Annotated in this window: 18 protein-coding genes; 8 read left to right on the top strand and 10 right to left on the bottom strand. The window is 44.4% G+C overall.

The annotated features are described in order from the left end of the window. Positions 1 to 31 precede the first annotated feature (31 nt). A complete protein-coding gene (locus tag A7985_RS14815; protein ID WP_065791231.1) occupies positions 32 to 1552 on the bottom strand; it encodes a curlin in 1521 nt (506 codons plus the stop codon). Positions 1553 to 2266: 714 nt separating this feature from the next. On the opposite strand from A7985_RS14815, the gene A7985_RS14810 reads away from it, so the two are divergent. Further along, the gene (locus A7985_RS14810) at positions 2267 to 4768 is read left to right on the top strand and encodes a S8 family serine peptidase (protein ID WP_065791230.1); all 2502 of its coding nucleotides are present in this window, start codon (positions 2267 to 2269) and stop codon (positions 4766 to 4768) included. A gap of 46 nt (positions 4769 to 4814) precedes the next feature. Here the strand turns inward: A7985_RS14810 and A7985_RS14805 are convergent, their stop codons facing one another. Further along, the gene (locus A7985_RS14805) at positions 4815 to 5429 is read right to left on the bottom strand and encodes a flavin reductase family protein (protein WP_065791229.1); all 615 of its coding nucleotides are present in this window, start codon (positions 5427 to 5429) and stop codon (positions 4815 to 4817) included. A gap of 205 nt (positions 5430 to 5634) precedes the next feature. On the opposite strand from A7985_RS14805, the gene A7985_RS14800 reads away from it, so the two are divergent. The 4 genes from A7985_RS14800 to A7985_RS14785 all read left to right on the top strand — a co-directional run bounded on the left by A7985_RS14800 (position 5635) and on the right by A7985_RS14785 (position 10115). After that, the gene (locus A7985_RS14800) at positions 5635 to 6276 is read left to right on the top strand and encodes a peroxiredoxin-like family protein (protein WP_065791228.1); all 642 of its coding nucleotides are present in this window, start codon (positions 5635 to 5637) and stop codon (positions 6274 to 6276) included. Positions 6277 to 6502: 226 nt separating this feature from the next. Then, positions 6503 to 7234 carry an ABC transporter ATP-binding protein gene (locus A7985_RS14795; RefSeq protein ID WP_065791227.1) on the top strand — a complete coding sequence of 244 codons (732 nt, stop codon included), beginning with the start codon at positions 6503 to 6505 and terminating at the stop codon, positions 7232 to 7234. Continuing rightward, positions 7234 to 8640: an ABC transporter permease gene (locus A7985_RS14790; protein ID WP_065791226.1), complete on the top strand. Its 1407-nt coding sequence runs from the start codon at positions 7234 to 7236 to the stop codon at positions 8638 to 8640. Before A7985_RS14795 ends, A7985_RS14790 begins: the two co-directional genes overlap by 1 nt. Beyond that, complete coding sequence (locus tag A7985_RS14785) at positions 8637 to 10115, top strand: DUF3526 domain-containing protein (protein WP_065791225.1); 1479 nt, start codon at positions 8637 to 8639, stop codon at positions 10113 to 10115. Before A7985_RS14790 ends, A7985_RS14785 begins: the two co-directional genes overlap by 4 nt. A gap of 49 nt (positions 10116 to 10164) precedes the next feature. Here A7985_RS14785 and A7985_RS14780 read toward each other — a convergent pair whose 3' ends face one another. The 3 genes from A7985_RS14780 to A7985_RS14770 form a co-directional block, all read right to left on the bottom strand. After that, complete coding sequence (locus A7985_RS14780; RefSeq protein WP_081310587.1) at positions 10165 to 11355, bottom strand: RNA polymerase sigma factor; 1191 nt, start codon at positions 11353 to 11355, stop codon at positions 10165 to 10167. Positions 11356 to 11508: 153 nt separating this feature from the next. Further along, positions 11509 to 13932 (bottom strand): ATP-binding protein, encoded by a 2424-nt coding sequence (locus tag A7985_RS14775; protein ID WP_081310586.1) that lies wholly within the window; start codon positions 13930 to 13932, stop codon positions 11509 to 11511. A gap of 300 nt (positions 13933 to 14232) precedes the next feature. Beyond that, the gene (locus A7985_RS14770; RefSeq protein WP_065791223.1) at positions 14233 to 14754 is read right to left on the bottom strand and encodes an SRPBCC family protein; all 522 of its coding nucleotides are present in this window, start codon (positions 14752 to 14754) and stop codon (positions 14233 to 14235) included. A gap of 95 nt (positions 14755 to 14849) precedes the next feature. Here A7985_RS14770 and A7985_RS14765 point away from each other — a divergent pair, with 95 nt between their 5' ends. Further along, the gene (locus tag A7985_RS14765; protein WP_218061296.1) at positions 14850 to 15770 is read left to right on the top strand and encodes a LysR family transcriptional regulator; all 921 of its coding nucleotides are present in this window, start codon (positions 14850 to 14852) and stop codon (positions 15768 to 15770) included. On the opposite strand, the gene A7985_RS14760 is transcribed toward A7985_RS14765, so the two are convergent. Both A7985_RS14760 and A7985_RS14755 read right to left on the bottom strand, forming a co-directional pair. Further along, complete coding sequence (locus A7985_RS14760; RefSeq protein WP_065791222.1) at positions 15756 to 16310, bottom strand: hypothetical protein; 555 nt, start codon at positions 16308 to 16310, stop codon at positions 15756 to 15758. The two genes, A7985_RS14765 and A7985_RS14760, sit on opposite strands and share 15 nt — an antisense overlap. Positions 16311 to 16415: 105 nt before the next feature. Continuing rightward, a complete protein-coding gene (locus A7985_RS14755) occupies positions 16416 to 17324 on the bottom strand; it encodes a LysR family transcriptional regulator (RefSeq protein ID WP_065791221.1) in 909 nt (302 codons plus the stop codon). Between the two features lie 123 nt (positions 17325 to 17447). Here A7985_RS14755 and A7985_RS14750 point away from each other — a divergent pair, with 123 nt between their 5' ends. Next, positions 17448 to 18290, top strand: a complete 843-nt coding sequence (locus A7985_RS14750) for a type 1 glutamine amidotransferase domain-containing protein (protein WP_065791220.1) — start codon at positions 17448 to 17450, stop codon at positions 18288 to 18290. A 45-nt stretch (positions 18291 to 18335) separates the two neighbouring features. Then, complete coding sequence (locus tag A7985_RS14745; RefSeq protein ID WP_065791219.1) at positions 18336 to 19211, top strand: SDR family oxidoreductase; 876 nt, start codon at positions 18336 to 18338, stop codon at positions 19209 to 19211. Between the two features lie 92 nt (positions 19212 to 19303). Here A7985_RS14745 and A7985_RS14740 read toward each other — a convergent pair whose 3' ends face one another. From A7985_RS14740 to A7985_RS14730, 3 genes are all read right to left on the bottom strand, one after another. Continuing rightward, positions 19304 to 21655, bottom strand: coding sequence for a hybrid sensor histidine kinase/response regulator (locus A7985_RS14740; protein WP_065791218.1), 2352 nt, complete (start codon positions 21653 to 21655; stop codon positions 19304 to 19306). Beyond that, the gene (locus A7985_RS14735; protein WP_063374605.1) at positions 21652 to 22680 is read right to left on the bottom strand and encodes a cytochrome-c peroxidase; all 1029 of its coding nucleotides are present in this window, start codon (positions 22678 to 22680) and stop codon (positions 21652 to 21654) included. Before A7985_RS14735 ends, A7985_RS14740 begins: the two co-directional genes overlap by 4 nt. 243 nt (positions 22681 to 22923) lie before the next feature. Further along, positions 22924 to 23643, bottom strand: coding sequence for an SDR family oxidoreductase (locus A7985_RS14730; RefSeq protein WP_065791217.1), 720 nt, complete (start codon positions 23641 to 23643; stop codon positions 22924 to 22926). Between the last annotated feature and the right edge of the window lie 30 nt (positions 23644 to 23673).

Below are 23673 nucleotides of genomic sequence, written 5' to 3'. Positions count from 1 at the left end.
TGCAGCAAAGGGGGCATAGCCCCCTTCCTAATTACTGTTGGATAATCGTTGCTACGTTGTAATCACCAACCTGTGTAATATTCAGGTTTTGACCATTACCGGCGATGCCGCCTTCAACTAAGTTGCCATTACCCGTTTGGCTAATAGACACAACATTGTCACTGCCACTAACCACAAAACCACTCGACTCGATGCCAACAATGAAGTTATTGTCGCCATCTTGCATTAGGTCAACCATATTGTTGTTACCCTCAAGCAATAAGTCGATGGCGTTCAAATCACCAGTTTGAGCAATATCAACCTGGTTGTTCGAACTCGCTGTTACATAACCCATGGTGACAGCAGCGCTGTTACCCGTTTTACGTTGTAAAACATTGATATCGTTATCGTTTGCTTCAATGTTAGGATCAGGCTGAGACGTTTGATAGACAAATTCGTTTTGGATACCATACTGGCCAACATCGATATCGTTGTTGTCACCATTAAACACTGCGATGTGTGTGCTGTTTTCTGTGCCCGTCTGAATGGTATTCACTTCATTGTTATCGCCAATCGCACCGACATATAACGTGTTTTTATTACCGATTTGCTGCGATGCCGTGAATGTGTTGTCATTACCTGAGATATCAATACTGACTTCTGATTCGTCACCACTTTGACTTACAGCTACGTCATTGTCGTCCCCTTCATAAAGCGCACTGACAAATTTGTTATCATTGCCTTCTTGATCAACGCTTAAATCGTTGTCTTCACCGACAATTCCCGTAATATTGATGCTGTTGTCATTGCCTTCGCTTTGCTCCAGCTCAATTTCATTGTCATTACCAATAACTTGTTCAATGACAACACGGTGATCATCACCCAGTTGACTTACCTCAATTGAGTTTTCATCCCCTTCAATGGTGTTAAATTCAGATTTGTTGTAGTCACCTTCTTGCGTTGTTTCAATCGAGTTTTGGTCACCACTTACACTGTCAATATGAATTTCATGCCAAGATCCAGCTTGTGTACCCGTTACTGAGTTCTGATTACCTTGCATGTTTTTGTTGTAGTACCAGTGACCGCCTGCACCTTGAGAGATACGCACGTCATTCTCATCACCTACAATGAGATTGGTCACTTCATTATCAATGCCCAAGTGTCCCGCGCCACTTTGCGCCACAGCGATATTATTGAAGTTACCTGTTACGCTCGACTCAGCGCCATGTGCCTCGCCACTTTGTACGTAACTTTGTACATTGCTATCACCTGTAGTAGACACAATAATTGCATGCTGAGTACCAGACTGGTTTGTCACTGTTTCATTATTATCGCCTACTGTTGTGACATTGATCTGATTACTCGTGCCTTCTTGAAAACTCGCCAGTGTATTGCCTGAAACGACGGCCTGTTGCTTAATTGTAAGTGCATTACCCGTTGTCAGGCCGCGCTCTAATTGACTTAGGTTTGAAGTTGATTGTGCTTTACCTGTTTCTTCGACTGTCTGAGCCACAACAGATTGTGAGAATGCAATAGCCACTGCGCAGCTAATTAATGATTTAGAAAACTTCACACTTTTCTCCTTAGTGTTTTTTTCGCAATTGAAATTAGAGTAATCGCCAATACATGCTCTACAGCTCTAAAACCTAACTTCAGTTAACCTTGCCGTTGCCATAGCGAAGATTACTTTAGTTTTATTAAACCGATATTCAATATTTGAGCACTATTGACTTAATTTGACCTATTCTCGAAAAATGCATTTATGAAAATAAATCAAGATGCGTCCTGTTCTTATTAGAAGTTCTGTAATTATTGTTTCATCAATTTTTGATCTATTTCAGTACTTACGTAATCCGTAACGAATAAACTAAAAACTGAGTCACGTATTCACTCTAATTGGCTCCTAGCAGAAGATAAATGAGAAATTTTCTTGGTTAAAAAATCAATTTATAATCATAAACTTACAACACAAAGAAGTAAAAAAACCGTTTTCACCACAATTGTATACAAAAAAAGTATGAGTTGATTTTTACCTAATTTTAACGTCGTTCCAGACAAAAATTACCAAAAAAGTACCAATCCACTTCTCAACACACCGAGTTAAATCACAAAAAGTAATGAAATTTTAATATTGAACTAATTTCAATTTGATGTGGCTCATTCCTCTATATTAGGTTGTTACTCGTTGCCAAAAACGATGCTGTCATCAGTTCTAAAAGAAGTCATTTATATGTAGCTATGTACTCATACATCTACAAAGTCTGAACAACTAACATTTGGAAGAATGATGAAAACAAAATTTACAGCTTTAACAATGGCATTGATGCCGTTGTTTGCGTTCACATCTCACGCTGCAATACAGATCAACACAACAACCCAAACGGCAGATGACAGTGTCATTGTCGTATTTAAAAATGACGCGACGGCCGCCATGCGCGCACAAGCACGGGGTTTAGTAAAGGCGCGCATTTCAGACAGCAATGCTGATGAAAAAGACGACAACTATAAAAATGTCCTCAATGGTCGCCTTGCGCATTTCCAATTAAATGGCATGACTTCTAAGCAGGCAATTAAATTATTAGAGAAGCACCCAGCCATTTCCTATGTAGAACCAAACTACACTGTTAAAGCAATGGCACTACCAGATGATAGCCGTTTTGATGAACTATGGGGCTTGCACAATACAGGTCAAACTGGCGGTACCAATGACGCAGATATCAATGCACCAGAGGCGTGGGATATCAGCATTGGTTCTCGTGACGTCATCGTCGGTGTCATTGATACAGGTGTAGACTATACACACCCAGACCTCACTGCGAATATGTGGGTTAACCCAAATGAAATTGCGGGCGACGGTATCGACAACGACAACAATGGCTATGTCGATGATATATACGGTATAAACGCAATCACAGACAGTGGCGACCCAATGGATGACCAAGGTCATGGTACGCACGTATCTGGTACTATTGGTGCGACCGGTAACAACGGTCAAGGGGTTGTAGGTGTAAACCATGAAGTATCAATTATCGGATGTAAATTCCTTAACGCTTCAGGCAGCGGTTCAACAGCTGACGCGATAAAGTGTATCGATTACATGGTGGCAATGAAGAATGCTGGTCACAACATCAGCGTGCTAAATAACAGCTGGGGTGGTGGTGGCTTTAGCCAAGCGTTATACGATTCAATCACGGCCAGTGAGCAAGCGGGTATTCTATTTGTCGCAGCGGCAGGTAATGGTGCGCGCGACAATGACTTATCGCCAAGCTACCCAGCAAGCTATGATCATGACAGCGTAATGGCGATTGCCTCAACAACGCACACTGATGCGATGTCTTCATTCTCACAATGGGGTCTTACGCATGTTGATATGGGTGCTCCGGGCAGTGACATTCTTTCTACTACGCCTGGTGGCCAATATGCTTCATATTCAGGCACATCCATGGCGACACCACATGTAGCTGGCGCGGCAGCACTGGCATTATCTGTAAACCCTAATCTGACCACACTTGAGCTCAAAGCACTACTTATGGATTCAGGTAAAAGCATTGCAGCACTAGATGGTAAAACAGTTTCAGGTAAACGTTTAGATGCACAGCAAATGCTCATTGATGCAGATCCAACACCTGGCTTCAGAGTCGTCGCAACGCCGGTATCACAAGAGATCACCGCAGGGCAAACTGCTGATTATCAATTAACTTTCACGTCTGTGGCAAACTGGCAAGGTGATATCGACCTGTCAGCAACCGGCGGCTTAAACGGTGTAACACTTTCAAAAACGACGGTAACGCCGGGTGACACTGCGGTACTCAGTGTTGCGACCACAACAGAAACGCAATGGGGTAATTACAACTTCACTGTAGATGCAGTGTCAGGCGAATTAAACCAACAGAAACAACTCGCATTAAGCGTTTTACCAAATGGCTTGCGTGACTTTGTCTACGACAATACCACAAGTGCAGATATTCCTGATAATGACCAAGCAGGTGTAACTTCTACGATCACCATTGCAGATGATGTGACAATTTTCGGTAGTAGCACAGCGCTGAACATCAGCCACACTTACATTGGTGACTTACTTGTGACATTAACATCTCCGTCTGGCACGGTTGCAACACTACACAATAGAGCCGGTGGAAGTGCAGATGACATCGTAGATAGCTTTAGCTCTGATGCCTTCAATGGTGAAGCGGCAGCAGGTGATTGGTTGCTGAAAGTGGTTGATAATGCAAATCTTGACACAGGTACGTTAAACAACTGGTCAATTACGCTCACCGGTTTAGGTGAAGTATCTGAAGTACCACCTGTGGCAGGGTTTGAGTTTGCTAAAAACGGTCTTGACGTCACGTTTACGGATACCAGTAGCGATTCAAATGGCGACATTGTAAGCAGATCATGGGACTTCGGTGATGGTAATACAAGTACCGAGCAAAACCCTGTACATACATTTGCAGCTTCGGGTGATTATCAGGTCGCACTAACAGTGACTGACAGTCAAGGTAATACTGACACCTCGACTCAAACTATTTCTGTAAGCTCTGACAACCCTGAGCTTTCTGTTGTACGTGTTAATAAATCACGTCTAGGTTCAATCCGCGTTGAATTAGCGTGGACAGGTACTAGTGCCGATCAAGTCACGATTTACCGCGACGGTGAAGCCATCAGAACAGTCAATAACACAGGGAAGTACCGTGACTTCTCACGCAACGCAGCGGCAACAAGCTACACCTATAAAGTGTGCCAGTACGGTGATGTTTGCTCAGAAGAAGTAACCGTCAACTTTCAATAAATGAGTTAAAAATGGGGTGACATTCACCCCATTTCTCATGGTACTGCTATTGTGGCCGTTCGGATTTAAATACCGCTTTTAAATTGGCATATTCAGCGCCCCCCAATCGCGCAAGCGGATCGAGCTTAAGCGCATCGACTTTACTGCGACCTTTGTCGTCCAGCTCAACCACTTCGTCATCGATATAAGCCTGAGTAACCTCGACAAAGACCAATTTCATTGGCAGTTCACCCATCTCCACCACCTTATGCAGCTTGCAACCAAAAGCGACCTTTGCCTTCTCAATCCTCGGTAAACTAAAGCCTGTGAACTCGACTAGGTTTAGATCGAGTAAATCTAACTCCGATTGCTCATTTGGTAGTGTCGCTGCTGATTGTGTTACATCATTTGCTAGATCACTGTCCGCAATATGGATGACAAGTTCATTGTTCACCTCGACATTCACGACAGAGTCTTTGTACTCTCCCGTCGGTTTTTGACCCACGGCATACATTAAAATTGCAGGGTCAGAACTTATTGCAGTGAAGTAAGAAAAGGGAGCCAAATTCAAAGTCCCCTCGGTATTTTTTGATAACACCCAAGCGATAGGCCGAGGCACCACCGTTTGAGTAAGCGTGTGATAGACTCGATTGGGCGAAAGATCCTTAAAATTTAAAATCATTGACTTGCCTTAGCGCAAATGAAAACTAGCATAAGGGAGCAATGTTCATTTGTATACGATTGCTGATCACTCACAATAAAAATGCTCGGTTGCTGACAGCTCGTCACCAAAAAATCCCCCCTCTCCTTCGCCGTATCAATATTGTTGAAACTCAATACACACTCTACACTTAGCCTTAGTCACAAATCGAACTGAGTGAAAACTTATGGCATCACTGGCGCAAGCTTTACGTGAATTCAAGCAAACTTATGAGCAATCTGCTCCCGCAGAAATATTAGAAACTCTCAGCCGTAATGTCTCACTGTTACAACAACAGCGCCAAACTAAAGGCCCACAAGTTTCAGAACCCATGCCGAACGGCACGCTCTTTGATAACAAAGGCCATGCTGTTAAATTGCATGCTTTATTACAACGCCCTCTTATTATTACTTTTTTTCGTGGTGGTTGGTGTCCCTATTGCATGTTGGAATTACAGGCTTGGCAGCAATTAATGAATCAACAACCTCTAAAGCCAAACCTCATAGCCGTATCTGGCGAAACGCAAAGCTTTACTGAGCAAGTCCAACATGACAATGCCCTGAGTTTTCCAGTGCTAATTGACCCTAACTTTTCGGTGATGGAGCAATTTGGATTGGTCTATGAAGTCAATGACGCACTTAAACAAGTGTTGCTAAAATGGGGGGTGGACCTCACCGAGCGCACGGCACTTAAAGAGTTTGTGCTGCCTATTCCTGCGACCTATATCATTGATTCAGACGGTATCGTCCAGTACGCATTTGTCGAAGAGGATTATACGTCACGGGCAGAGCCCAGTGAGGTACTGACTATTTATCAGCAGCTTAACTAAAGGTACTGCCCTTAACGGTACCTTGGTCCTAATGTGGTTTGGCGTAAGCAATCAGCCGATGCCATTAAATTAGTACGATTTCTCTGTTCCTCTTTTAATTATTCCCACAACCTGATACAAATTGTTATGTTATAACAAATTAAAATCAGCGTGACTTATGACCCTGCCTAAGCCGCAGTCAATCTCCTGATTTTTCCCAGCTCTAGTATTTTAAGGATTACACTCGATGCACACACAACCAAAGCGTCCTGTCATTCAAATAGACAACTTAGTCAAAGCATTCGCCGATCAGACGGTGCTTCAAGGGCTAAGCTTGACAGTTAATCAAGGAGAGATACTCGCTTTACTTGGCCCAAATGGCGCAGGAAAAACGACAACGATTAATTGTTTATTAGGGTTTTTGAGTCCCGACAAAGGCCGTATTTCAGTTGCAGGTTACTGCCCCCAAGAAAATGCGGCTTTGGTCCGTCAACAGCTCGCTTATATCCCAGAGCAAGTCGCACTCTATCCGCGTTTGTCTGGACTTGAGAACCTTGCTTACTTCAGTAAAGTCGCGGGTGTGAAGGTGGCCGACAGCGATTTTAGAGCCCTACTCGAAATCGTGTCCCTGCCCAATCACGCTATGGACAAGCCCGTTTCCGGTTATTCAAAAGGCATGCGCCAAAAAGTCGGTATTGCAATTGCCTTAGCTAAGAAAGCAAAAGTCTTGATTCTAGACGAGCCGACTTCAGGCCTTGACCCATCCGCAAGTCATGAGTTTAGCCAACTGATTCAGCGCCTAGCAAGACAGGGCGTTGCGATTTTAATGGCCACCCATGACCTCTTTCGAGCCCAAGAAGACGCCCATCGAGTGGCCATCATCAACAAAGGCCAATTGGTTGACACACTGAGTTATCAGCAGCTTCAAGAAACGCAATTAGAAGCGCACTACTTAAAACACATCAAGGTAGGTGCTTAATGTTTAAATTAACACTCGAAAAAGAGTGGTTAGACGCCAAACGCCAAGGCCAACTTTGGTGGCTATGCCTCATCGCTTCGTTACTTTTATTGCTCGCATGTACTACAGGCTGGCAAAGTTATCAGAGTTACCAAAATGATGCCAAAGAGGTCGCGCAGCAAGAACAAAAGCGTTGGCTAAACCAAGGGGAAAAGGGCCCTCACTCGGCAGCCCACTACGGAATTTATGTGATAAAACCGGCGTTACCATTTATCGCCATTGATGGCGGGCTGCAAGCGTTTCAAGGGAACATAGTGCGTCTCGAAGCGCATACCCGAAATGACGGCCTGTTTAGAACCATACAAGACAACCTCCCTATCGCACGCTTTGGTTCCCTAACACCTGCATTTGTCCTGCAAGTACTGTTACCACTGCTGATACTGTTGATAGGCTACCCGATGTTTGCAGCTGAAAAAGAACAAGGCACATTAAAACAAACTTTGGCGTCAGGAGTGCACCCGATGCAATTGTTTGTCGCTAAATGCTGCGTGCTTTTTGCCATCGCATTCGCCTTACTCCTCCCCGTTATGATTTACCTATTCGCCATTTCATTTGAGCAAGGTCGTGTCACCACGTTAGTGTCACGCAGTGCCGGTTTAGCTGGTGTTTATATTGGCTATGTAGGTCTGTGGTCGATTGTAACGGTAGCGATTTCTTGTCTATTACAAAGTACGAGACGCAGCCTCATTGTACTGTTAACTCTGTGGGCCTTTTCTACTTTGTTAGTGCCCAAGTTGGCGATGAATTATAGCGCAGCAGCTCACCCACTCGATTCAAGCCAAGCCTTCCAGAGCCGACTAAAGCGCGAAGTATATACCGAGCAACGTGAATTAGCGTTGGCGCGCTTTAAGCAGTCTTTATTGCAAGATTATGGGGTGAACTCTACAAACGAACTCCCATTTGACTATGCAGGAGCAAGACTGCAATTTGGAGAGCAGTATGCCGATGCAATCTTTGATCGTTTATTTGGCGAGCGCCTAGAACAGTTGCAAGCGCAATCAAATAGTTACTTTTTAGCCAGTTTGTTAAGCCCTATGGTAGCAGTGCAATCACTGTCTATGGCTTTTAGTGCCAGTGACTTTCATCATCACCAACATTTTTTAGCACAGGCCGAACAGCATCGACGTATGATGCAACGCGTGCTCAATCACAATCAACGTGATAATGCGCATAAGCGCCATGGCCGCTATGTCGCCAACCTAGAATTATGGCAACAAATTCCCAAATTTGAATATCACCCTCCAGCATTTAAAGCGCTAGCCCATCACTATCGAGTTAATTGGGTTGGCTTAATACTCTGGCTTATGACCGCTTTATTATTAGGTGCTATCGCGGTTCGAAAATTAACAAAGGAGCCACTGCGATGAAACGGTTATTAATCAGTACTGAGTTTAAACACCTGTGTCGTGAAAAGGTCACTTTCATCATAGTGATATTCAGTGCCGTATTGGCAATTCTAGCATTTTTTAATGGCCACCTTTTTAGCGAGACGCAAAGTAAGGTCGTCAAAACAGCTTTGCAAAGTCAGCAAGACAGCATCACAACGGCTGCAACCCAGTTGCCAGAAAGGCTCTCGACAACGGAACCGGTGAACTGGTGGCAAGATCGCTACGACCTACGCGCGCAAGCATTTTATGTCATGCTCAACTACGCAACTAAACCACCGCTTGCACAATCCCCAATCGCCATCGGGCAAGCTGACGTACTTCCCTATTATTTTCGAATGCTCGTGCAGGAAAAGCAGCAAGTTGTTCAGCAATATGACTACGTTCATCCACTTAACTTACTGCTTGGCCAATTTGATCTCAGTTTCGTACTGATATACCTGCTGCCCTTGCTGATTATCGGTATATGCTTTAATGCGCTATCAAACGAGCAGCATAACGGCCAACTGCGCCTCTTTTTATTGCAAGGCGGATCCGCCAGTCAGCTTTTAACGATACAAATTCTGTTGCGCGGCGCTATTATATTGATACCCTTTTTACTGATCAGTAACCTGTTATTTGTATTAGTTAGGCCACATATTGACCCTGCCGTGCTGTTGAGCTTTACCACCATTGCGCTGTTGTACTGCTGCTTTTGGCTTGCGTTGTGCGCTTGGGTGAATAGTCGAGGAAAAAGTGCCGCCACCAATGCCGCTATCTTGGTCACGTGTTGGCTATCATTTGTGGTCGTGCTGCCTGCGCTTATCAATACCTTTATTACCCATGCCAACCCCACGCCCTCTAGAATGCAATATTTAGACAGCTTCAGAGCGCACACCGATGAAGCCAAAAAAGCCGCCGAAAAAACGTTAGCGCAGTTTTTTCAAGATCACCCAGAACTTGCCAATGCCAATGGATCGAGAAGTGATTTTGCAACAAAAAAAATAGCAACCATAAGCGCCGTTGAACAAGCGATGCAAGAATTAGACGTGCAATACCACCAAATACAGCAGGCGCAGCTAGATAAAGTCATGTGGCTAAAATATTTATCTGTAGCCACTTTGACGCATTCTATGTTAGTTGAGCTGTCAGGCAATGGGCTTTCGCGGCACACCGCATTTATGTCCCAGGTACAGATGCATCATCAAGCTTTAAAGTCCTTTTTTGCAAAAGAGATAGTCAAAGCCAATCAAAATGGCGACTTTTCTCCTTGTAAAGGCTGCAATGCGCGACCCACAATCACCGATCTCTCGACATTGCCTCAATTTGATAAGCACTTTTCTACACCAAACGTCAGCTTTACACCGCTATTTTGGCTCATTTTATTGTCTATGCTGCTGATCTACAGCACATTCAAAAATGTATGCACACTCACAAGGCCACAGGCCACAGGCCGAAGGGGCGGTCATATAGATTAAAATTCAAGGGTCAATCTTAGCGCTCTATATAAGACTGACCCTCATAGATTTATAACAACTGGCTGAATCGACCACTTAGAATCAAACCCCAAATAAGTCCGCAAGCTCCCCCCAGCGCGCCCAACCCTAACCCCAAAAAACCATTTCTTTGTTGCCGCACGAGACGCTGATATGCACTATCATCAAACTCTGCTTGTTTCAACAAACGCGACCGATTAGCGGCTGCCATACTGAGTACAAACCGAGTCACCCCCACCAGCAAGAACACGAAGCTTAAGGCAGGCATAAGCCAACCCGACGTATACATGTAGGCTAAGCTCATTAATACCGTACTGAGCACAATCCAAATATTGGTTTGCCTTCGCTCTTTGTGCAGTCGTCGGACAACTTGTGGGTCGTCAAAATAAGTGAGGGCCCGTTTTGCGCTAACGTTATTTGCAAACAATGCCATGCCGCCGCCAAAGACCGCACCGCCAAACATAGCAAACAGTTTAATAAACCATTGACTCTGACTACTGGCCAGCATGGAGCCTGTTGAAGCTGCTGCAACCGGTGAAGCGGTTACACTCAACGCCACGAGCGCCGATGACATACCAAGCGGTGCACTGGCTAAGAGTACTTTGCCATATTGCGCAAGTATCTGCTCCTTGAGCACAGCACGCGTACGCTGTAAACGCTTTCTAACCAGACTCTCGCTGATCCCCAATAAACTGCCAACAACCCGAGAGTTTTGTTCTTCGCGATAAAATAGCACGACCACCTCTCGACTTTCATCGGGTAAACTTTCAAGTAAATGATAAAGCACTTCGTTTTGCTGCCATTGAATCAGCGCTTTGTCCTGACTAGCGCCTGTGTCAGCTAATTGCGCCAACAGTATCTCAATATTTTCATTGCTCATCGCGGTGTCGTGCGAGCCACCTAAGTCTCTAATGTGATTAAGCGCTGTGTAGCGTGTTAATTGCCGCACCCAAGGCAAGACACTACCATTGTTTTTAAGCTCATGTAGTTTTTGCCACACTTTGATAAACACTTTCTGTGTTACATCTTCACTGTGGGCAATATCTTTGGTAATCGCCAATGCAATGCTACTGACCATATTCGAGAGTCGCTCTACGAGTTGTGAAAACGCTTTTTCATCTCCATTTTTTGCTTGCTGTACCAATTGTGCCAACTGTACGTCTAAGCTGCTCATACTGCCTTCTTGTTTAATTTCCATTTGTTCAAGTGCATCATTCAACATTACCACATCACTCCAATTTAACTAGCTTATATACATAGTCACGACGCACATTGAAACTGTGACAATAAATTTTGATTCATCACACAATAAACACGATTTTTGGCAAACTAGTTTGTCATCAAGAAGGCATGTAGGGTTAAGCAGGAAAATAGATTACTCAGTCATGGGGAGCGTAATCACAAAGCAAACTCCTTGCTGGTTTTCGGGAGATTGAAATTCTATCTTGCCCTCAAACTCCGAGCGAATAATGTTATAAACTCGACTCAACCCTAAACCACCACCACCTTGATTAAGGGCTTGCGAGGCAAAAGGAATAAAAATATTCCCTTCGATGCTGGGAGAGATACCATTGCCATTGTCACGATACGTAATCACCGCTGCATGCAAATGCGTATCAAAGTGGGCATCGAGCCAGATGTGCCCGTCATCTAAAGATACAAACCCATGTTTGAGCGAGTTTTCAATCAGTTTGGTGAGTACCTCATCAATGGCTTCAATCGAACCATGTAAAGTAAGCCCCTCATCAATGTTAATATCAAATTGAATATTCTTACGTCCAAGCGTTGTCGTAAACTTCTCCACAATTTGCGTTGCTAAGAGCTTAAGTGAAAATTCACCTCGCTCCAATTTTACATCATGGCTGTAATGCAAACTCTGAAACCGCTCACTAAGGCTTAATAACGCTTTGAGGCTTGCATCATTGGATTGCAGACTTAATTGAATGACCTCTAAACTTTGCACCAAATCCGACTTTTTAAGCTGGTCATGTGCTAGCGCATACTGTAGCTGCTCTACTTTGGTTGCTATGGTAGACTCAGCAGTCGCAACATTCCCCAGCGGCGTGTTTATCTCATGGGCCATACCCACCACCATACTTGTCATTGAAACCATTTTTTCTGCTTCAATGAGTTCGTTTTGTGTTTCCTGTAATGTCAGAATCGAGTCTTGGAGTTTTGCGGTTTTTTCGGTCAGCTGTTCATTGGTCGTTTGAAGTTCAGCAGTTTTAGAAGCCACCTTTTCATCTAATGTCATGTTTGACACTTTCAGCTGCTGCTCAGCTTCTTTCAACTCAGTAATATCTGTGATCACGCCTTCAATGTGCTCTTGATTATCGCTATAGCCTCCCCGCTCTATCATCCATCGTACTTGCCCATTTTTATGAATAACTCGGTAAACTACTTTAAAGCGTCCACTGACATCGAGCGCCTCTTGGATAACTTGCCACACCATACCCTGATCATCTGGATAGATGATATCGGCAAATGCCAACGACTTGTTGTCAATAAAATCCTCGGCATGGTAGCCCGTTGCGAACTCCACCGCGCCATTTAAATAGAGCATGGTCCAATATTTGTCATTCAGGCACCGATACACAATGGAAGGGATTTTATCCACTAATGTTTCGTAACGGAGTTTCTCTTCAGCCAATAGCGCTGACGCATCTTTAAGATGTTTGACATACGCTTTATTACGCCGGTGAAAGTACGCAAACAACAGAGTTAAAATGATGACTTCTGCCGCAATGCTCAAAAAAGCCATGCTCTGCAATGCGGTAAATGCACTTTTTATTTTATCTGTTACAGGTTGTAGTGGCGTGGAGGTCATAAATACCCAACCTTGAGAGTTAATCGTAGACATCGTATATAGCCGCTGTTTATGGACTAAATAAGTGGCACTTTGAGCCCAAAGGCTTTGATAAGCTTCATTCCAATCTCGCACCATAAGCTGAGTATCGAAGTTTCTATCATTGCCTGTTTGCAGTAACCCCGCTACATCAGATGCAACGACTAAACCTTTTTCATTGAGTAGAATAAACTCGCTTTGTTGCTCGCCTTTTAACAATTGCGCATTATCAAGCAAGCTTTGTAGTGTGATATCGTGCCCTACAGAGCCACGCCATACCCCATCGACATATACAGGCGTCACTGCCGATAGCATGAGTAGCTCTGGTATTGGGTCTTGCATCAAAGGAGTCCAATACGTGCTCGGCGGCGCATTGGGCACCAACCAAGCACTGCCTAAGTAGCTAAACCCTTCCGGTGCCTTGAAAACAAAATCCGGCTCTTGGGGCCAGTAAATAACAATGCCGCCATCTTCGTTCATAAACCAAGTATCTGAAAATTGATTTGAAAGTGCGCCTTGCCCAAACATTTCAACGGTCTCTTTGACAAGCATTAAGTGCCTTGACTTTTCAGCTGTGAGCATAACGCCTGCTGGCAAATATATACCCGCCTGATGCAAGCCACTAAATACAGCTTCTCGCGTTCGAATTGACCCGTCGGGGTATGGCTGGGTGATACTTGCAAGGCTATTTTTTGTGGTTAAATTGTCTTGCTCTAAACGAGTTTGTACGGCTTTGGCCAATCGAAATGACGATGCGGACGCATAGCGCAAGCGTTGCTCTAATTGTTCGGCAATGAATCCAGCTTGCCATGCCCGCTGCTCCTTTATTTCAAACAGTTCTTTTTCAATGAGGTTCGATTGCTCTTTTACACTAAAGTAAAGCAAAATCATCAGCACCAAAAAAGCTGATACAGCAGGCATGAACCAAGGTGTCTGACGGTATTTAATACTCATTCCCGCCCAACTGTGCGCTTCGAAACAAAAAGAGGAAGTGATACATCAATAGCCACGCTCCACACCCTAGTCGGCAATACAACGAAGATCAGGACGTCAGACTGCGCTTACAGTCTGAGTATACAAATCTTTTTAATATTACTGAGGTGAACATTCAGTCCTTTAAGCATCGTCAAAAACTGCGAATTTTCAACTTTGAGTTTTATCAAAGTACTTAAATCACTCCTCCAAAGGCTTCCCAAACTCAGCTTCTATGAGTGTATTTACATTTAACCATCTGTGCGCAAAGATGTGCTTTGTCTACGTCGCCGCCAGTAACTTTTTGTCTGAGCTCACTTTGCGCTTGCTGGGGTGGCCGGTTTCTATATAGGCCTTCAAATCCTGTAAAATATCCGAAAATGCTTTATAAAGGCCCAGCTTTAAAATTGGATACAGCACCTTTCCTATCCATTTAAGGGTCACGTTGCTGTGCCAGCGCACTAAAGTCTGTCCGCCTGATGTGGCCGTTAGCTGAATCGTCACTTTGTTTTTTACAATGGGTAGTTGAGGGCCTCGCTCTTTAACTGGAATAACTTCAAAGACTAAGGTGTGTGATGTTTTATCAAAGCGCAAAATATTTTCTACGGCGTGAAATGGGTTCTCGTGATTCTCTAAGTTACATACACGCCCAGCGACAGGGGTTTCACCTTTTAGGCCATGATTTATCTCGTAACTGTGCACAACCCCACTCATCCATTTATATGCATTTGCAAAATCTTCTGCGACTAACTTCCATACCTGTTCGATGGGTGCGTTAATTGTCTGTTTGTTGTATATGTTCATAGCAATACTTACCGTTTATTTAGTTGCCAATTTCTTTGTCTGGTGTAACTATAAGCGGACTAAAAACGATACGATACAGACATTATTGGAACATCATGTTGCAAAAATCGAACATGAACTGGCAAGATCTTCACTACTTTTTAGCCATGGTGCGAAGTGGTAGTGCACGCGCCACTGCGCAGCAGCTAGGCAGTAGCCACTCAACCATTACACGACGTATAGATCAGTTGGAGTCAAGTTTAGGCACTAAACTATTCCAGCGAGACGTCTCTGGGTTTAAATTAACAGAGCAAGGCGAAACGCTAGTACACTTTGCAGAGCAAGCTGAGTCAGCGATTGGTACTGCATGTAACTTAATTCAAGGGCTTGACGCGCAGCTCAGTGGTGCAATACGTGTTACGACCTCAGATGCGATAGCCAACCACTTGCTCATGCCGATGATAACTTCATTCAGCCAAACCTATCCAGACATCGATATTGAAGTGGTGTTATCAAGCCAAGTTATGGACTTAAACGAACGAGAAGTTGATATTGCTCTTCGAATATTACCCAACAATATGATGCCACCAGAACCCTTGATAGGTCGGATGGTTGGTAAAATTGCTACCTGTTACTACGCCACGCCAGCCTATTTAGCCAAGCACGACCCTTGGACAGAACAAAGTAGCGCCAAGCTCATTGGCTGGGGTGAATTAGGTCGCTACCCTGAATGGATAAAAACCTCGCCATTTGCACATTTGGGAACTATCTGCCGTTTAAATCATTCGGCGATGCAAGTAGAAGCGGCTAAATCCGGCCTAGGTATTGCCCGTTTACCTTGTTTTATAGGGGATAAAACGCCTGAATTAATTAGAGTGCCAAACTGCAAACCGGACATTGCCTTTGATATCTGGATGCTGTCACACCACGACTCGAGAGAAGTGGCGCGGATCCGCGCCTTTAAAACACAACTCGTGGACTCATTTGCAGCCCAAAACAGCCTCTTACTTGGCCAAGTAGAATCAATAAAGCGCTAATTTGTGAATGGTCATTTGGGCTTTGCCTCCGGCTTTATCTGTCAAATCTGGCACAAAATACAACGCCGACACAGAGGTTTTTACGATGCCCTTGTCCTGCGACCACTCGGGAGTCCAATCAGGGCGAGCAAAGCTCGCAATATCGACGCGTTTAGAAGTCGGTGTGGCAGCGACAGGTAATATAGCTTGATAGTGCGCATAGCTTTTATCACCTTCCCCTCCATACTCTTTTTGCGACAACTTAATAACCAGAGGGCGGTCGCTCTCATAGGTTATTGCGATACCCGATACCGCGCTCAAATCTCCCGCGGGAATGTCATAAATCAGCTCCACCCAAGAGTTATTTGCTTTGTCGACACGAGGCACCCTATCAAATCCAATTTTTACCCGATTTGCCTGTACTAGAGGCTCCTTTAGGATAACTATACTGCCATGTGGATCCGTGGCGTAGCGCCAATTGTCTTCAACAAATGCTTGATCTAGATTTGTATTAGCACACCCCATCAGCACGAATAAACCACAAATAGAAATAGAACGCATCCTACTATCCTTAATCATTTTTTAGAGAATAATAATGAATCATGCCTTAGTTACAATGGCAATTGCGTTTAGCCACCAACACATGGGGTTAATCACAAACCAAACTTAATGCGCTTTCGTCACTGCGACAATCTGCTTTCGCAACCAGTTGATGGCCTCATCATCTTTGTTCCTGATATTCCAGTAAATCTTCATGGCATAACCCTGTATCGCACAAGGTGTTTCAAACTCAGTGACTTTAAACCGCGATGTAATCGCACGGATAAACTTGCGTGGTGCTGTAAATACGGCGTCACTGTCTTCGACGATATAAGGCGCACTCGAAAAGTTGGCAACTTTGTACTGCACAGTTCGAGATAAGCCAACCTGTGCAAGCGCATCATCGACCATACCTTTTATATCTTTACCCGTGCCAGCCAGTACATGGGGATACTGGCAAAAAGCCTCTGGCACATTTGGCCCTTGCAACAGTGGGTGGTCACATCGCACGATAGAAACAAAATCATCTCGATACAATGTGGTTACCATAAGGCTTGGGTGGTTTGACTCCATGACACTAATCGAAAAGTCTACCTCACCACTTTCAATCTGACTGGCAAATCCCCGTTTATCCAGCTTAGTAAACACGACTCGAATATTAGGCGCAATACGACCAAGGTACGTCAGCAAAGGCCCTGCAAGCATCTGCTCGACAAGATCACTGGTGGCAATATAAAAAATGCGCGAAGAGGTTCCCGGGTCAAACTGCTCTTGATGTAAAATGTGCCGCTCAAAGTCATTTAACCAGCGCCCCAATTGAGGCTTTAAGGCTTCTGCCCTCGGCGTTAATACCAGCTGATTGCCTTGGCGAATAACCAATGAGTCATTAAAACTGTGACGCAGCTTTTTCAACACATGACTCACCGCAGACTGCGTCAAACCCGCTCTTTCTCCTGCACGAGTTAAGTTTTTCGTTTCAAAGATAATCTGCAGCAATCTTAATTGATTCAATTCAATATCTGAAATATTGCCCATAACACCCACCAGCTATTAATTTTTCTAATAGCAATATTACAGCTATTAATTTCATTAATGAAGCTCTACCGCATATTCTGAATGCATCTCGAAAAGACATACAGACTATTAGGAATAACCGTTATGAAACTTAAACCGCTATTTGCACTGGCCGCACTCACAATGAGCCCGCTCACTTTGGCCGATGAAATTCTGGTTGTGATGTCGGACACCGCACAAATGACTTTAAAAAATGGTTCAAACTACGAAACAGGCGTCTATCTGAATGAGCTGATGGAACCGGTTAAATTGTTTTTAGAAGCTGGGCATACTCTGACCTTTGCATCACCTAAGGGTATGGCACCAAGGTTGGACCCAGTATCTGATACACCGGATCATTTTTTAGATGTAAGCCAAGAAAACTACGCTGCACACAAAGCACTCTTTAATCAGCTAATGATTGACGACAAGACACATAGCCCCGTTATGAGCTTTTCTCGCATCGAGCAAATCGGCATTGAGCAGTTTGATGCTGTATTTGTCCCAGGTGGGCACGCGCCACTTGGCGACTTAGTCAGTAATGCGCAGCTTGGTCAGTTTTTACGTCACTTCAATGCCAAGCAAAAACCCACAGGGCTCGTTTGTCATGGACCTGTGGCGCTACTTTCTGCTTTACCCAATGCACAGCAGTTCGAGCAGCAAATGAAATCAAACGGCAAGGCCACAGCCGCTAAGGGTTGGGTATACGACGGCTATAAAATGACGACTTTTAGCAACTCAGAAGAAGCGGTTGCAACAAAGTATTACCTAGGTGGTGATGAACTCTTTTATTGGCCACAAGATGCGCTTACTAAAGCCGGTGGCAAATACACGAGAGGAGAACAAGATTGGCAGCCTCATATCGTGATTGACCGAGAGCTCATCACAGGCCAAAACAACAAGTCTTCCGTGGGCGTCGCCAAAGCACTACTAGAAAAGCTGAACTAAACCACACCTACTCACACATTTATCACACAATTTTTGGAGAACACCATGACACAAACAGTTTTAGTAACCGGCGCAAACAGTGGCTTTGGCTATTTAATCGCAAATACATTAATTGATGCAGGCTACCACGTGATTGGCACCATGCGCGACCCGCTGGGTCGTAATGCCTCAATCGCCAATGAACTTAAAGCCAAAGGCATTAAAATCGTCGATATTGATGTCACTAATGACCAAAGTGTTGCGCAGGGTGTCAAATTGGCTCTGACACATACAGGCAAAATTGACGTACTCATAAACAATGCCGGTGTGGGTACCTTAGGCTGGCAAGAAAGTTTTGATATTGAGGACTTTAAACGCGTGTTTGATATTAATGTATTTGGGGTGCAAAGAATGACCCGCGCTGTTTTACCCAACATGAAACAGCAAGGCAGCGGTACCCTGATTCAAGTATCGAGTATTTTAGGCCAGTTTGTTTTACCATTTCTTGGTGCTTACAACGCCACCAAACACGCGGTGGAGGGCTTAGCTGAAAACTATCGCGTCGAACTTTCGCAATTTGGCATTCAGTCTTTAATCGTCCAACCGGGCGGGTTTGGAACTGATTTTGGCGCAAACTTATTAAGATCGAGCGATGCTGCTGTGAGCCAAAGTTATGGAGAATTTGCTGACGCACCTGAGAAAATGTGGGCAGGTACAGAGCAAGGGCACGATGCCGACGACGCACCAAACCCACAAATGGTAGCTGATGCGGTGCTTAAGCTATTGCAAACGGCCCCTGCTGAGCGCCTATTTAGAACAACGGTCGATGGCACAGGGCTGAACCCGATTATCGAGTCAGTCAATCACGCCACTGAAAATGCCATGCAACATATATACGACTTATATGGCATGCAGGATATGCTGGCCCTTAAAACACGCTAATCACAATAAACAGTACTTTAAAGTGGCCACACTGCCCTTGCGAACGACGACTTCGTATTTGGTGTGGTTACTTTTTTATTTTCAGCGCTCAATTATTGATCGGCCAAGTCTGCATGCTGCTTAAACACATCTTCTAGCTCACTCATTTTAAACGGCTTGCCTAAATGACCATTCATGCCAATTGCAAAATATTTATCAATTTCTGACTGCATCACGTTCGCCGTTAGTGCAATAATGGTCAGCGTGTCTGCATCATAGCTTTGCCGAATTACTTTCGTGGCTTCTACACCATCCATTACAGGCATTTGAATATCCATAAACACCATATCAAATGCGCCGTCGCAGGCATTAATGACTTCCACCGCTTCTTGCCCGTTTACTGCCACATCGACTTCCAGTCCATCAATACGCCCAAGTAGTTTTAACGCCACAATGCGATTTATCTCATTGTCTTCAACCAGTAAAACCTTCAACTGAGAGCCTTGTAATACATTGGATGATACATCACCGGATGGCTTTGCCGTTTCATCACGGCCAGTTGCACCACCAGAGCGACTTGCCGTACCGGGCGTACAATCATGGGGGCGCGTTAGCACATCAATTAAATCACGCTTAAGCAGCGGTTTATATAAAATAGGGTAATTCAAATCTGTTTTAATAAACTCTTCCGTGTGCGCCGTATATATCACGACCCTTTGTGGCAGTACGTCGAGGCTCTCGAGCTTTTTAAGCAATTCATTGGCTTCATAATCAGGTAGGACCCAATCAAGCAGTAGGATATCAAATTGAGATTCAGACAAGCGCAGCTGTGCTTCACACCCTCGTGTGGCACCTGTCACTTCTAAGCCCAACGAACGTGCGATGTTAGTGCTCACTTCCAAATAAATTGGGTCATCTTCTACGATTAACATTGAGCCTTGCATGTTAACTACGATTTCAGGCTCTTCGTTACATACGGTGTCCAACGGCAACGTTACTGTAAATTTAGAGCCTTGCCCTACTGTACTTTCCACATGAATTTCACCGTGCATCAGCTCCGTTAATAACTTACAAATCGTGAGCCCCAAGCCCGTGCCACCGTATTTTCGTGTCGTGGATGACTCTGCTTGTGTAAATCGTTCAAATAACAATGCCACTTTATCTTCTGCAATGCCGATGCCGGTGTCTATGATTGAGATCTCTACCCACTCTTTATCTTGCGCTTTGTGTTTTTTGCGAACGCTAAGCGTGACGGTTCCCTGCTCAGTGAATTTGACCGCATTAGAAGCAAAATTGAGCATAATCTGATTAATGCGAACAGGGTCGCCCACATATTGGTCGTTCAATTCTGGGTCCAAATCAAATATCAATTTGATCCCCTTCGTATTTGCTATCGGCGTTATCAAGGAGCGTAAGTTATCGAGCAAGTCTTCAAATTGAAAAGACACGTGCTCGATATGCAGCTTTTTAGATTCTATCTTAGAAAAGTCTAAAATATCATTGATGATTGTTGTCAGGGCATTGGCCGAAAAGCGCACCTTTTCAAGGTAGTTTCGCTGTATCGCGGTAAGCTCAGTATTAAGCAAAATGTCTGTCAGTCCCAAGATCCCATTCATTGGCGTGCGAATTTCATGAGACATGTTCGATACAAATAGCGACTTGGTTTCGGCGGCTTGGTTAGCCAATTGATTCGCCTTTTTCAAATCCATCATCAAGCGAGCCAAAGCGGTGATCACCAACAAAAAGACCACTGCCAATAGCAGCATAATAGAGCGCATCATCGACCAGTACGTGCCCTTGATATTTTCAGCCAGTAATTGGTTATCTTTTAAAATGACACGAGAAATCTCACTTTGTTGAATGGGCACTAATAAGTTCGAAGCCTGCAACGCGTTTTCTAGTACAAACTCGACATGCAGTCGCATTATCCTGAATCTAGGCTCAGCTTCTTCAAGTTGCTCAAGCGCTGGCAAAGTTGCTTCAAGCTTTGCTCTTACACGTTCAATGACAGGGATGGAGTTAGTCACCATCAGATTTGAAACTAGCGATACCACTTCACTGATAATGTTCTGCGATTGCGGCGCATATTCTCCTCTTTCTAATTCTTGTTTCGCGATGTATCGGTAGGATGTTTTTAGCATTGACGCCAATTGCATGTAAGTGTCGATAGTCACCTGAAATTTATCTAACTCTGTGGCCACATCTTGGTTCAATAAGTCATTTAAATCTAACTCTTGGAGGTAACGTTCAAATTCCAATTGCTTTTGCGCATGCCGGTCAAAATGGTAAATATTGCTATCCATCGCAGACAGCGTTTCAAGTGATAGCTCCGTTGCCACCAAGTTGAGGCGGCTTTTTAATTCCAGCTCATGTTGGTGTCGGTTAAGAAGGTGGTAGGCATCAATGGCGGCAAAGCCAAAAAACCATATCAACCCTAGCAATATTGCTTCGATTAGATATTTCACTCTGTCAAAGACCTCGGTAATTCACCAGAAAAAGCATGTAAAAGCGCCTCAATATCTGCGACATCCTCATCACTGAGCTCTAGGCCCAGTTGCCCTCTTGCCATAATGCGAATTGCATCAGCTAACTCATCAACTGACCCATTGTGAAAGTAAGGTGAGGTGTCGGCGACATTTCTCAAACTTGGTACTTTAAATACATATTTATCTTGTTCATTTTTAGTCAATTCATATCGGCCAAAATCGTCCTGCAAACTCGTCGGTACTCTGTCTAACCGACCTATTTTTTGATAGAGATTACCGCCAATATTGCGCCCCTGATGGCAAGTGACACAGCCATAATTTACAAACTTGTCATACCCTCTTTTTTGTTGGGGGCTCAGTGCATTGGTATCACCGAGTAAAAACGCATCAATAGGGGTATTTTCGGAAACCAAAGACTCTTCAAAAGCCACAATGGCTTTGATGATGTTTTGTTCTGTGATCCCCTCTTCAGAGAGGGCATTAAAACTACTGACAAAACCGGGCTGAGCACTTAGCTTTTCAATCACTTGCGCCCAGTTAGTGCCCATTTCAAGTGGATTATGGATAGGTTGAGGTGCTTGTTCTATTAAGTCAGAACTGCGGCCATCCCAAAATTGACGAAAGTTGAAAACCGCATTTATCACCGTTGGGGAATTGCGGTCACCCAATTGCTGCTTGATCCCCACTGAAACAGGAAACCCATCATCCCCCCCGTTATACAAGTCGTGACACGAGGCGCAAGATGTGGAGTTATCGGCCGAAAGCAGTGGACTTTTGAATAGCGCCTTACCGAGTTTTGCCCAAGCTAAATCATATTCCATCACCTTAGGTAATGGCTGGATCGGCGCATCGACGTCACGCTCCAAAAACCGCATTTTGATGACGCTGCGCTCTGTATTTTGCTTCCAACGATATTTTTGCTCTGCCGTAAAGAACTGAAGTACGAGGCTAAGGCAAATACAAAGTAGAAGCCCAGTGATCAGCAACACATATCTTGTACTCATTTATACATCCTTGCTGAACTCTTATTTCGTCTATGATTCGATACCAGTAAGTATAGACACAACACACCCAAGTGCTTGTTTAATTTGTGAACTGAGTTACATCATCTTGGTATGATTTTAGTTACGCTGAGCCAGCTAAAGGGATGCTATTCAACACCTGTACACGCGAGTTTATGAGCAAACGGTTTGGTCCGCATACCACACACAAAAAGCGCAGTATTAACGGACCCAAACACTAAAAAATTAAGGCTGCTGACGGGTCGCTGCGACTTGGATTTCTCGGATACACACTTGCTGAGGTTGCGCTTGAATAAACAGCGCGGTGCGCGCAATATCATCGGCAAGCAAAGCGCCGCCCATCGTTTGCTTCCACTCCTCATAGCCATCTTTAATTTCGTCGGACGTTGTATGACTGAGTAACTCAGTTTCGACAGCACCTGGACAAACATTACTCACCCGCACGCCAAAGTCCGCAACCTCTTCTCGCACGTTTTCGCTGATAGCAGAAACCGCAAACTTAGTACCGCAATATGCGGCATGGTTTGGAAACGTTTTCTTACCCGCAATTGAACTGATATTGATAATGGTACCGCTGCGTCGCGCTTTCATCGGTGCAAGCACGGCTTGCATGGTGTTCATAAGAGCTAACACATTGACGTCAAACATTTTGTGCCACTCACTGCTGTCTTGATTGTCTATTTGGCCAAGCAACATCACACCCGCATTATTAATGAGACACTCAACTGGGCCATACGTTTCTTCAGCGAGTTTTAAGGCCTGCTCAAATGCGGTGCGGTCTGTTACATCAACCTGTGCACAAAGGCAGTTTGGTAAATTTAGCGCCGTTAATCTATCAACGCGTCTGGCAACTAACAGTAACGGGTAACCAGCTTCGCTAAAACGCCTAGCTATCGCCTCACCAATGCCCGAACTTGCACCTGTAATAACCACTAACTTTTTCATACTGACCTCTTTGACTATGCCTGTTTGTTA

The sequence above is a fragment of the Pseudoalteromonas luteoviolacea genome (genome assembly GCF_001696455.1).
GTDB lineage: Bacteria > Pseudomonadota > Gammaproteobacteria > Enterobacterales > Alteromonadaceae > Pseudoalteromonas > Pseudoalteromonas luteoviolacea_C.
Note: the sequence above shows the minus strand (reverse complement) of the source record. Positions and strands in the feature narration are given on the sequence as shown.